The 11,405-nt window shown below is 43.2% G+C and carries 13 protein-coding genes; 10 read left to right on the top strand and 3 right to left on the bottom strand.

Annotation, left to right across the window (positions count from 1 at the left end; translation table 11 throughout):
* Positions 1-432 precede the first annotated feature (432 nt).
* From HDC92_RS23400 to HDC92_RS23445, 10 genes are all read left to right on the top strand, one after another.
* Entirely contained in the window at positions 433-816 is a 384-nt protein-coding gene (locus HDC92_RS23400) for a plasmid mobilization protein (RefSeq protein ID WP_221271007.1), read from the top strand.
* The gene (locus HDC92_RS23405) at positions 813-1,670 is read left to right on the top strand and encodes a relaxase/mobilization nuclease domain-containing protein (RefSeq protein WP_183877323.1); all 858 of its coding nucleotides are present in this window, start codon (positions 813-815) and stop codon (positions 1,668-1,670) included. Before HDC92_RS23400 ends, HDC92_RS23405 begins: the two co-directional genes overlap by 4 nt.
* 11 nt (positions 1,671-1,681) lie before the next feature.
* Positions 1,682-2,242: a hypothetical protein gene (locus HDC92_RS23410; RefSeq protein WP_183877324.1), complete on the top strand. Its 561-nt coding sequence runs from the start codon at positions 1,682-1,684 to the stop codon at positions 2,240-2,242.
* An 86-nt stretch (positions 2,243-2,328) separates the two neighbouring features.
* Positions 2,329-2,733, top strand: coding sequence for a hypothetical protein (locus HDC92_RS23415; protein WP_183877325.1), 405 nt, complete (start codon positions 2,329-2,331; stop codon positions 2,731-2,733).
* Positions 2,734-2,828: 95 nt separating this feature from the next.
* Positions 2,829-4,145: a zeta toxin family protein gene (locus HDC92_RS23420; protein WP_317618113.1), complete on the top strand. Its 1,317-nt coding sequence runs from the start codon at positions 2,829-2,831 to the stop codon at positions 4,143-4,145.
* Between the two features lie 379 nt (positions 4,146-4,524).
* On the top strand, positions 4,525-4,728 hold the full coding sequence (locus tag HDC92_RS23425) for a DUF2683 family protein (protein ID WP_183877327.1): 204 nt from the start codon (positions 4,525-4,527) through the stop codon (positions 4,726-4,728).
* A gap of 115 nt (positions 4,729-4,843) precedes the next feature.
* Positions 4,844-4,975: a type II toxin-antitoxin system YoeB family toxin gene (locus HDC92_RS25275; protein WP_317618114.1), complete on the top strand. Its 132-nt coding sequence runs from the start codon at positions 4,844-4,846 to the stop codon at positions 4,973-4,975.
* Positions 4,976-5,282: 307 nt separating this feature from the next.
* The gene (locus HDC92_RS23435; protein ID WP_183877347.1) at positions 5,283-5,498 is read left to right on the top strand and encodes a hypothetical protein; all 216 of its coding nucleotides are present in this window, start codon (positions 5,283-5,285) and stop codon (positions 5,496-5,498) included.
* Entirely contained in the window at positions 5,488-5,826 is a 339-nt protein-coding gene (locus tag HDC92_RS23440) for a type II toxin-antitoxin system RelE/ParE family toxin (RefSeq protein WP_183877328.1), read from the top strand. Before HDC92_RS23435 ends, HDC92_RS23440 begins: the two co-directional genes overlap by 11 nt.
* 777 nt (positions 5,827-6,603) lie before the next feature.
* Complete coding sequence (locus tag HDC92_RS23445; RefSeq protein ID WP_183877329.1) at positions 6,604-8,394, top strand: DUF4091 domain-containing protein; 1,791 nt, start codon at positions 6,604-6,606, stop codon at positions 8,392-8,394.
* Between the two features lie 7 nt (positions 8,395-8,401).
* On the opposite strand, the gene HDC92_RS23450 is transcribed toward HDC92_RS23445, so the two are convergent.
* From HDC92_RS23450 to HDC92_RS23460, 3 genes are read right to left on the bottom strand one after another with little or no spacing between them, the layout of a single operon-like run.
* Positions 8,402-9,691, bottom strand: coding sequence for a sugar MFS transporter (locus HDC92_RS23450; protein WP_183877330.1), 1,290 nt, complete (start codon positions 9,689-9,691; stop codon positions 8,402-8,404).
* Positions 9,681-10,499, bottom strand: coding sequence for a sugar phosphate isomerase/epimerase family protein (locus tag HDC92_RS23455; RefSeq protein WP_183877331.1), 819 nt, complete (start codon positions 10,497-10,499; stop codon positions 9,681-9,683). The genes HDC92_RS23450 and HDC92_RS23455 overlap by 11 nt, the downstream gene beginning before the upstream one ends.
* Positions 10,500-10,502: 3 nt before the next feature.
* Positions 10,503-11,405, bottom strand: coding sequence for a phytanoyl-CoA dioxygenase family protein (locus HDC92_RS23460; protein ID WP_183877332.1), 903 nt, complete (start codon positions 11,403-11,405; stop codon positions 10,503-10,505).

Consider the following 11,405-nt stretch of genomic DNA (forward strand, 5'->3'; position numbering starts at 1 on the left):
GGCACTCCCCGCTACCATCCCAGGCTTAGCAGCCTGTTCTGGCCTCGGGAGCCGAAGCCCCTGCACCCGGCAGACCGGGAAACTTTGGCACCTGCTAACGCGGTGCAAAGTTAGCCCGTTTGCCTATAGGAGATAGCGAACGTTGAGGGGTACTTCGGCACTCCCCGCTACCATCCCAGGCTTAGCAGCCTGTTCTGGCCTCGGGAGCCGAAGCCCCTGCACCCGGCAGACCGGGAAACTTTGGCACCTGCTGACGCGGAGCAAAGTTAGCCCGTTTGCCTATTCGATTTAGCGGAGCCAGCTATGTTTCGGCATGGCCGAAACGCTGGCCCCATTCATCCGAGCTACGCTTTCGGATTCATGGGGGGCTACCGCCAAAAAGACCGGATGATCTCAATCATTCATCTGGTGATGAACAATTAAGATCTGCCTATGACAATGGAAAAAGAGAAAAGAAAGACTAGTAAAGGAGGCCGCCCGAGGGCGGCGATTAAGCGGGATGTTGCCCTGACGGTGATGTGCAACATCATTGAGAAAAAGTTGATACAGGCCGCAGCTAAGAAGCTGAAGACCACTGTCTCGGTTTACCTGCGTGAGCTGGGGCTAAACGGTACGGTAAAAATCAAGATAAAGACTTTACCAAAGGAGGTGTTACAACTGACCGGAACGCTGAACCATACGGCCGCTAACCTTAACCAGATTGCAAAAAAGCGGAATGGGAATGAAGAGCTGAATGCACTGGACCGGGCGCTACTAAACAAGGAGGTCCGCTCCTTGCAGGGATTAGTGGAGGAAGTAAAGACCTATTTGAAATGATCGGGAAAATTACAACGGGAAAAAGTTTTCGCGGTTGCCTGAGTTATCTGCATGAAGGCAGGTTGCAGGAAAGCGAGGAGCTGCAATTGGAAGAAATGGAGCGCAAACAAGCCGAGGTGATCCATTATAACCTGTGTTTTGGGAACAAGAAACAGGTAGTTAAACAACTGATCGAGGTGAGTAAGCTCAATCCAAAGGTCAGTAAGCCGGTCTTTCATGCTTCCTTAAGCTTTGCCCATGCTGACAGTGATCTACTGAATAAACAGCAGAAGGCAGATATCGGCGCGAGCTTGGCGGAGAAATTCGGCTTTGAACAGAACCAGTATGTGGTCATTACCCATGCAGATACCGAGCATGAACACCTGCACATTGTGGCTAATCGCATTGGCTATGACGGCAAGACGGCCAGCGACAGCAACAGTTATAAGCGCATGGCCGAATTTTGCCGGGAAATGGAAAAGGTATATGGACTGCAAAAGGTACTTAGCCCAAACCGCTTTCTGGCCAAGGAGCAGCGCATCGCTCTGGGCAAACGAGTGGACACGAGAAAAGAATTGCTCAAAGAAACCCTGGAATGGGCGGTTAGCAAGTCTACCAGCGTAAAGCAGGTGTGCAAGCGCATGGAAAAACAAGGGTATGAAGTGGAGCTGGGCAGAGGGATTGCCTTTACCGATCGGGATATGGTCCGGTTTAAGGGAAGCCAGGTTGGTTTTAGCCTGGCTGATATTCAGAAGAAACTGGTTCAGCAGGAGCAGATGCGCATCCGGCAGGAGCAAAAAGAACTGAAACTTCAGCAGGAATTGCTGCAACAAAAAACAATAAAGCGAGATAGATCGCAAGGAATTTCATTTTAAAACAAATGCTTATGAGTTTAGACGAAACGACATTGACCGAAGTACTGAAAGATGTACTCGAACAACAGGAAAAAAATCAAAAGGTCATCCAGAACCTGGAAATTGTGCTGGGAGAGCGTGATCAGGTTATTGCTACCTTAAGCGATGACAACAGGAAGCTGATTGCCAGCTTTGAAGAAAAATATAAAAAAATTGAGATCAAAGCACCTGTACCGGATCTCACGCCGGTGCATCGTGAACTGCATGCAGGTATGTCCAACTTCGTCCAGGTCCTGGAAAAGAAGCCCATGCCAATTGTCAGGCAGTTCAGGTTTCTGTTTTTTCCGGAAAACAACCCGGAGAAGTTTTACCGCATCGTTGCCGGACATATTATACCCTGGACCTTTGGTTTTATCGTAGCGATGGGCCTGATCCCCGTGGGAAGAAAATGGGCCGAGGGTTACGAGGCTAAACAGCACAGCAGGAGCAGGGATATTGCCGCAGCGGCATGGATAGAGGCGTATGAAAGCGGAAATGCAGCGATGCAAAAGAAATTGAAAAAGGCCTATGCTGAGGCAGAGAAAAAATATTAGCTATCAACTCATCAGCCGGGATATCCCAGCTGATGAGTTAAAACAGGATCAATTCACCTTATTTTTTAGTAAATTTGAGAAACATTATGCTTAAAGACATGGAAACGCAGTTTGTAAATGATGAAAGCGGAATGCCAGTAAAGGTGATCATCGGCTATGATGATTACCTTAAGATTGCTGAACAGTTACATTTACCGCTGGCACCCACAGCGACTATTAAAGAACCCGATACTTTTGACTGGTATACCAGTACAGAAAGCGCGAACTCAATCCTATCCGGACTGATCGCCCTGGCTTCAAGAGAAGAACGAAAAGAACTCGATAAAGCCATTCCCGATGAAAGCAGGGTTGCCGAACTTTCCGCTTTGGGAAAAGAGGCACTGGAACAGTATAACAACACGGAAAACTTTTCCAGCCCAGAAAAAATGAAGGCCATTATTGATAAATACAGCCCGATTCTTTTGGCCCAGAAAAAAAAACTTCAGTTTTAAGTGAAGGAACGTTTGCCGATTTTTCCAAGTCATTAAAAAGCCTTTACCGCCTGCCGGATAAAGACTTCAAGGAGATACAGCAGGATATCATTACTATTTTTGCCGCTGGCAAGTCGCCTTCAGAGCGTCCAGTGGTCATCATTTTGGGTGGACAGCCCGGAGCAGGTAAATCAGAGCTGGAGCGAATTGCCCGAAAAGAACTAGGGCAGAATGTCGTTAGCTGTAACGCAGATATTTTCAGGGACTACCATCCCGAGGCAGAAAAGATCAAGGCAAAACACGAATCGTATTACCCGGAACTTACCTCCGAATATGCCCAGGCGTGGAACAATGGCTTACGGGCTTACTGCGAAGCCAACCGCATGAATTTTATTCTGGAAACCACATTTTCCTCTGGAAATCTGATGAATAAAACCATATCGGAATTACAAGATAAAGGCTACAGGGTCGAGATTAAATTGATGGCCGTTCATCCAAAGCTTAGCCTGCTAGGTACTCATTTCAGGTATGAGCATATGAAATTAACCGAAAACTCAGGCAGGTTAGTGGGCAAGGAGGCGCATGATAACCGCTACAATTTGATCGCGCCAACGCTGTACCTGGTGCAGAATGAGGGTCTATACAATAAACTGCAAATCTACGGCCGTACTTTACAGAACGACCCGCAATCCTTCATTGAAGGGGTGAGTTTACTTTCCACAAACCCCAAAAATGCAGTACAGATTTTCCAGCAAGAAGTAGATCGTAAATGGTCGGCTGATCTACGTCTGTACTTTCTGCAAAACCTGGATAAGGTCATCGCCATGAAACAAGCCAGAAATGCCCCTGCCCACGAGATTAGCGAATTTAAAAAGGAAATGGCTGCCGAGTATCCTTCACAAAAAGAGATGCAGGAACTTACCGGTAGCATTATTTATCAGCAGCAGCAAACTGACTTATTGGAAAAGCGGGTGAGTGGACGATTGCCCATCATTGATATTGCTGGTACCAGCTTCACTGTTGATCTGGGCCGCAATGAACTACGGGAAACCAAGAATCCTGGTAATGTCATTAATTTCAAGGAGTTAGTGTTCTCTGAGTCGAAGGATAAGTATCATTGCTATTACCACATCAAAAAACATCGCATTTTTCACCCCGACAAGGACATTACAGTTATACCCAAAAATGTTAAACTCTTGGAGATCCCAAATAAGAATGCGCTTGATCCGTTTGCAGTTGCCAGCGAGAAAGGTGCTGTGGTCAAAGAATTTATTGCGAAATATCCTTTGCAAGGAACAATTATGGCAAACCTCCACCCCCTTTCGAAGTCTTACCTGCCGCAAATCGTGAAAGAAAATCTTATCGAAAAGCAGCGGCAGCAATCGGAAAGTTTGAATAAAGGGAGGGACAAAAATCAAGGAATATCCATGTAGGGAAATAAAAAAATGAGGGTATACCATTTTCACCGAATCAGCGAAGGTAGCCCTCACCGGAATATCCGTTCAAGGATATACAAGCGGGCAGCGCCGCTTTTGCCCCATTCTTCCTGCCCGTCCTTGACCTGATATCCGGTTCCGAGCTCTTGGGTGCTTACGCGGTTAAAATGGACTGATTTGTTTAAATTTATAGGGTTCGACAACTAACGACTATATCCGCCGTAATAAAAGTGAGTTTATTTTGCAAACGACTGACTGCCGGACGTATAAACTATGTAGGTGGTTGTGACAGCCGGTACGCCAAACAAGAATTGGTAATAAAAATCCATATCCATTGGCCAGTTTATTTTATATTTTTGTATATAAATTAAAGGCCATGACAACTGCAACTATACAAATACCTGATGAAAAGGTAGCTTTAGTTAAGCAATTGCTTAAGGAACTTGGGGTAACGGTCACGATTAAAACGACCGAAAAGAGTCCGTATGATCCTAAGTTTGTGTCTAAAATAAAAAAAGCGGATCAAGAAATTGAAGCTGGTGATACTAAAAAAATCCCCATTGCTGATTTATGGAAATAGCATACACCAAGCAAGCACAAAACGATTTGAAGTTTTGGAAGAAATCTGGCAATAAAGCCAGTCAAAAAAAGATAACCAACTCTTAGAATCCATCCTTGAAAGTAGTTTCGCGGGTATTGGTAACCCTGAAGCTTTAAAACTCGAATCAACTGGAAAATGGTCAAGACGTATTAACCAGGAGCATAGAATAGTCTATTGGGTGACGGATGAGATTAGCTCTATTCAGTCTTTGAAAAGACACTATTAAGGCCCCGAAAAAATAATTGCGGCTTCTCAGGGTCAAAAGCCGCGAAATGTGAGACTGCGCTGTGTTCGGTATTGGCGGGTGATAAGCAGCATAATCCTGGATTATGCTTAAGGTGGCATGAGACGTCATAAATCGCCTGTTATTAAGGAATGCTAATGGAGGATCTCAATAGGCAGTTTAAAGAACTGCTACCGGAATGCCGTTTCCCGGAATGTTTGTCTAACGGATACTAACGGTAAATCAAGGGCTAAATATTTTTGAAATCCCAGATTGGTATTTATAGGAAAATAATTATTAAATTTGCAGTATGACTGTACTGACTATCAAAGTTCCGGCAAGTGCCAAATCTCGAATAGCTGAGTTCGTTAAAGAACTGGGAGGGGAAGTCGTATCTAATAAATCCAAAGCAGGAAAAAAAGAAGCTTTACTTAACGAGATTAAAGAGGGTTTAAATGACGTTAAACTCATACGTCAAGGCAAAATTAAGCCATTTTCAATGTCAGATTTGTTGAGTGGAAAATAAAGTTCATCTTACCCCATATTTTTTTAAAAAAGCAAAGCGCTTACTAAAAAAATACAAGAGCCTGAAAGATAGCTTAGCCTCGTTAGAGGATGATCTGCTAAAGAATCCAAGATCGGGTGATAGCTATGGTGCAAATATCTACAAGATCCGTGTCGCTGATGAGTCCAAAGGCAAAGGGAAAAGCGGAGGTTTTAGGGTAATTACCTATCTAGTCGAGCAGCACAAAACTTCAACTGAAATATACCTGATCACTATTTTTGACAAATCGGAAGAAGCATCTATATCAAAAGAAGATGTAAAGAAAATTATCGATTCTCTGGGCTTTTAATTCGCAGGGCATGGACATTCAATCACTGGCGATTTAAAAAGGGACGGTAGTAAAATCAATTCAATTTCAAGATTACACCCTATTTCTGACAACACTTTCAGCTAAGAGTTAATGGCGAACAATAATTGCATGTAATTGAGGGAGCAGTTGAGGGAGCAACTGAGGGAGCAAATGGCGCCAAAAACGCTTTAATAGGCGCCAAAGTTAAAAAAGCAGGCAAATTGAGGGAGCAATAAAGGACTAATCAAACGTGAAAACGGCTACTTGTTATATCCGTGCCAAAGTTAATGAGGAATAATAGGAATAGAGGATGTCACGTCAAGCGTATAAATGATGGCGATTGTATAATACCCATCAATTAATACGCATGATCTTTTAAATCATTTCCGTATATTTGATCAATAGCAAACGAAGTTCTTTTAAATTAAAATATCAGTGAGTAATTCAGAGAGTCAATTTTATAAGCTCTGTAACACGCTGATTTATAGGTTATTTAAGGAGGGTGTTCAAGTCCCGTCCGGTCCGCAAGTTTTAAATTAAAACATCGAAAAGCCTTCAATCGTAAGATTTGAAGGCTTTTTCATTTTCCGGGTCCCCCGAAATATTCAATTTTTCCTTTAGGTTATCTAGCTATACCGGGTTACTGGTTTATTACACTATTTTTCGCAACCAAACGAAACTGTTATACGAAATAAAACGAAATATAATTGCAATAAAACGAAATGTTTTCTAACTTGGGGAACCTGTTTAACCGAACCAAAACTATATTACAATTTTATGAAAGTGACCAGCAAGCTTTATCAATTAATTCTTTTTAGTGCATTAACCGGAATTTCCGGCGCCGGATTTTGTCAGCAAACGCATTGGGACAAAGGACAAATATTTACAGAGGCAAACGATCCAGTAAAAACGGACAACAAAAACTGGCTAGAGGTAAAACCGGGTTTACATAGTTCTTTTGTATCTATTGATAAACGTTATGCTAAATCTGAAGTGCCTAATATTAACATAGAGCGGTCAGTTCATTTAACAGGTTGGAAAGGAGAGCGTTTGTCAGCCCAGGTGCTGCTCTGGACTACAGATTCCATTCCCGGAGCGAAAATAACCTTATCTGATTTTATTTCTGAAAGTGGGAGTAAGCTCAAATCAATCGGTTATGCCCGGTTCGAGCGATATGTGCTGACAGACGAATATGGATCCGGATGGGCTTGCGGAAAACGGAACGCAGCAGATTTTTCCAGTTCATTATCTGCAGATATGCTGGATGACCTTTCGTCCTTCAATCTGGAAAAGAAAAAAGTAAGACCCGTGTGGATCACCATAGAAATCCCCAGAAAAGCAGAGCAAGGCTCCTATTCGGCGAAGGTACAAATAACTACCAAACAGGGAAAGCAGCAGGAACTGAACTTATCCCTGGATGTTATCAATCAGCTGTTACCGCAACCATCTTCGTGGAGCTTTCACCTCGACCAATGGCAACACCCCTCAGCAGTTGCCCGTGTAAATAAATTACCTGTATGGAGTGAGGCGCATTTCGAAGCCATGAGACCACAAATGCAGCTCCTGGCAAACGCCGGTCAGAAAGTAATTACGGCTACATTGAACAAAGACCCCTGGAATATTCAGACTTATGATCCTTATGAAGATATGATCATCTGGACAAAGGGAAAGGACGGAAGCTGGTCGTACGACTACCGGATTTTTGATAAGTGGGTATCTTTTATGATGGGCCTTGGAGTAAAGAAGATGATCAACTGTTATTCTATTGTTCCCTGGAATAATGAAATCCATTATAAAGATGCCATCACAAACAAGTTTGTAAACATAGTGGCCAAGCCTGGTACTACGGCGTTTACCGAAATGTGGGAACCGTTCCTGAAAGATTTTGCAAAACATCTGCAGCAAAAAGGCTGGCTTGAAATGACAAACATTGCCCTGGATGAAAGAAATAAGGATGAGATGGGAATGGCTTTTGCACTGATAGAAAAGGTAGCCCCAAAACTTGGCGTTGCCTATGCTGATAATCAAAAGACCTATAAGCGTTATACCAACAGTGATGATGTGAGTACCGCGGTTCAACACCCTATAGATGACAAAGATATTGCAGAGCGCAGAAGCAAGGGATTGAACACTACCTTTTATATCTATTGTGGAAATAGTTTTCCCAATCAATTTACTTTTTCTGAGCCCGCTGAGTCTGCTTATTTAGGCTGGTATACCCTGGCTACAGGTTATAATGGCGTGCTGCGCTGGGCTTATAATTCCTGGGTGGAAAATCCTTTGGTAGACTCCCGATTCAGAACATGGCCTGCAGGAGACACCTATATTACTTATCCGCAAGCCAGAAGTTCTATCAGATACGAGCGTATGCTGGAAGGTATCCAGGACTATGAGAAAGTGCTTGTGGTAAAGAAAATGCTGGAACATAAGAATGACCTGGCTACTTTAGCGAAATTGAATGATGCCATTGCGAAATTGAAAAGCCATTCCCGATATGAAGGTTGGAATAGTGATTTAAATGCAGCAAAGCAATTGCTCAACAACATTTCAGTATCCTTATCGAAATAGCATTCTGTTAAATTTCATTCGGCATTGAACGTCTGCCCCTCAGGCTGTAGTATAGATTAAAAAGATAGCAGGGAATTAGAATGATGTAGGCATATTGATTATTGGTATACTTAGCTAAAACGCCATATACTAATGGCATGATGGCCCCACCGGCAACGCCCATAATCAAAATAGCAGAGCCTCTGTTTAGCATCTTCCCTTTTAACCCTTTTAGGGCCTGGGGCCATATTGCAGGCCATAATAATGCATTAGAAAGGCCTAGTAAAGCGATAAATACGATGGAACCTGTACCGGGGACAAAGATCGCCAGAAGTGAAATGAGTATGCCCAGCCATGCAGAATAGGTAAAAGCCTTTTCCTGTGATATATATTTGGGAATGGCATAAGCGCCAAAAAGATAGCCAATCATGGTACTTGCTAAGGTATAGGCAGTAAGGTTCTTTGCAATGTTTAAGGAAAGGCCATGATAAATGCCATAATTACCAATGGTATCTCCGGCTATCACTTCCAGGCCAACGGTCGAAAATGTTGCAATAAAGCCCAATATAAAGTTTAGCCGCAGTTTAGCCGCCTGTTTTAAATCAATTGTCCCCTTATCCGGACGTGCTGGTAATGAGGCTTCAATTTCAGGTAAATGCGCAAATTTAATGAGATAGGCTATGGCTAAAAGGATGAGCGTCAGTGCTATATAAGGTAATATTACTGCATGTGCAAGGCTATCCAAACGTAATTTACGGTCTGCATCTGCCATCTGCTGAAGTTCGGCAATCAGGCCATCAGAATTTTTAAGAATAATAGCGCCTAAAATAAGCGGGGCAATTACACCGGCAAATTTATTGCATATACCCATCATGCTGATGCGTTGTGCAGCCTTTTCAGGAGGGCCAAGCAGTGTAATATAAGGATTCACCGCCGTTTGCAATAAGGTTGTACCTGTGCCCACTACAAACAAGCCCAATAAAAATAAAGGGTAATAACGCATTAAGGCCGCAGGTATAAACAATGCACAACCAATAGCCATAATTATCAAACCAACACGCATCCCTTTAACCATACCTGTCCGTTCCAGAATTTTGCTGGACGGAATGGCCATCACGGTATAGGAAATATAGAAGGCAAAAGTAACCAGGTAAGCCTGCCATTCTTCCAGTTCACAGGCTATTCTCAGGTAAGGGATCAGTGTTCCGTTAACCCAGGTTATGAAACCGAAAATAAAAAAGAAAGCACCAATAGTTATGATTTGCATGGTCAGGGCCTTTTTAGCCGGAGTCTGTATGGTTAGGGTTTCATTCGGCATAATATCTGGTTTTAAGTAAATCTTTAATGTATTTGTTGAGGTTCCATTGGTGTTCAGAAGCAGGTATATGGCCGGGACTGGACGACATATACGGGAATGGGCCAAACTCTGATGTAAAAGTGAAATATGGAGCCGCTTTTTCTTGCTGCAGGCAAATTGCTTTATCCCAGATTTGTAAATGATGCTGAAGGGCTTCCTGCCATTCCGGATTGCGGGGGTTATTTACCTGGGGGCCCTGCGTAAAGCCGACACGAGCATGGATGTGCCGGGTTCTGGACAAGGCCAGGTCAACTGCTGCTGCCTGGTCTTGTAAAAAACTTTCTGCAACAGTAAACCAATGAGAAATATCGAGTGTAAGGTTTAACCAGGGCAGTTCTTCTAAAAAAGCTTTGGTACCATGTGCGGTAAAACTAAATTTTCCACGATGTGTCTCGTGCAGGATCTTAATTCCACTTGAAATGCTTATTTGTTCCGCCTGGGATAACAATTCCAGATTTTGTTCAAAACTGAAATGATCTTTTCCAGTATGTGAGGTAATGAACATGGGTTCTGCCTTTGTCAGGTTAATTAACCGACTTTGCATTTCTTTTTTGTGCTGATTAAAATCTGGTGTACAGGTATCCCAGTGTACACCGATCAGCTTCAAATTCATAGCTGCTGCAAGCTGCGCCATTTTTTTTTGTATCGTAGGGTTGGAAGGCAAGCTGGCTTCTACACCATCGTACCCGGCATCCTTAACCTTTCTTAAAAAGTCTGCCCAATCCAGGTGCTCATTACCCCAGTAGGTACAAAAAAATAACTTCTCCATATTTTATATGGCCATTTCCTTTTCAGGATCTATCAATATAGGGAAATATTGTCCGCTTATTTTTTCTCCTTTAGGTATGGCTGGAGTTCCTGGCATCAGTTCTTTGTCGGTATCAGAAATGGTGCCATCTGCAAACATATTTAAAACAAAGGCCCTTCTTGATCTTTCAGATCTGTTTTCGTAAGATCCATGGATCAGCAATGGGTGGTGAAAGGTTCCATAGCCCTTTTTAAGCTCAATTGGAACTGGTTTGAAAGCTGCTTTTTGTTCGTCTGTCAGAAACTCCATCAAACCTTCCATTTCTCCTGCTAGTTCCGGTTTCTCCAAGAGGCCCCAGTTATGGCTTCCGGGCACATAATACATGCAGCCATTTTCAGTTGTTGCATCGTCAAGCGCTACCCAGCAGGTTAAATGTTGCAAAGGAACTGTCCGTGTCCAGTACGAATAATCCTGATGCCAGGCTACCACGCCGCCATGTTTGGCAGGTTTGCAAAAAAGCTGGTCATGCCAAAAGCGGACGGCTTTGTTGCCCAGCAGCTGGCTGGCCGCCATAACAAAGGCCGGGTTCCATAAAATGTCATGAAAAGCCGGCGTAATGCGCCAGGCTCCTAAAGCATGGAACAATACAGAGTTGGGATCTGTTGAAGCATTGGAGAAAAACTGATGAAATAAAGTGTGGTCAGGCAGGTTTGGATCTGAAATGCGCAACAGGTCTTCATTCAGCTGATCTACCTGCCATTCTTCTAAAAATTTGATGCCACTTACATAACCATTCGCTTTGAAAAAACTGATTTGCTCATCACTGAGTTTATATTTCTCCCATTCTTCCTTGTGTGTTGGCCATTTGAAAAAGTCTGATACCAGCTGGTGGTATACGGAAAGGTCTTTAAGTTGGTTCGTGTTCAT

It is taken from the genome of Pedobacter sp. AK017, from assembly GCF_014200825.1.
Classification (GTDB): domain Bacteria; phylum Bacteroidota; class Bacteroidia; order Sphingobacteriales; family Sphingobacteriaceae; genus Pedobacter; species Pedobacter heparinus.

Bases quoted from the DNA above. Each gene is read 5' to 3' on its own strand.
- HDC92_RS23410 (WP_183877324.1), top strand. From the start codon at position 1,682: ATGAGTTTAGACGAAACGACATTGACCGAAGTACTGAAAGATGTACTC.
- HDC92_RS23455 (WP_183877331.1), bottom strand. From the start codon at position 10,499: ATGGAGAAGTTATTTTTTTGTACCTACTGGGGTAATGAGCACCTGGAT.
- HDC92_RS23435 (WP_183877347.1), top strand. From the start codon at position 5,283: ATGACTGTACTGACTATCAAAGTTCCGGCAAGTGCCAAATCTCGAATA.
- HDC92_RS23400 (WP_221271007.1), top strand. From the start codon at position 433: ATGACAATGGAAAAAGAGAAAAGAAAGACTAGTAAAGGAGGCCGCCCG.
- HDC92_RS23445 (WP_183877329.1), top strand. From the start codon at position 6,604: ATGAAAGTGACCAGCAAGCTTTATCAATTAATTCTTTTTAGTGCATTA.
- HDC92_RS23450 (WP_183877330.1), bottom strand. From the start codon at position 9,691: ATGCCGAATGAAACCCTAACCATACAGACTCCGGCTAAAAAGGCCCTG.
- HDC92_RS23405 (WP_183877323.1), top strand. From the start codon at position 813: ATGATCGGGAAAATTACAACGGGAAAAAGTTTTCGCGGTTGCCTGAGT.
- HDC92_RS23425 (WP_183877327.1), top strand. From the start codon at position 4,525: ATGACAACTGCAACTATACAAATACCTGATGAAAAGGTAGCTTTAGTT.
- HDC92_RS23415 (WP_183877325.1), top strand. From the start codon at position 2,329: ATGCTTAAAGACATGGAAACGCAGTTTGTAAATGATGAAAGCGGAATG.
- HDC92_RS23460 (WP_183877332.1), bottom strand. From the start codon at position 11,405: ATGAACACGAACCAACTTAAAGACCTTTCCGTATACCACCAGCTGGTA.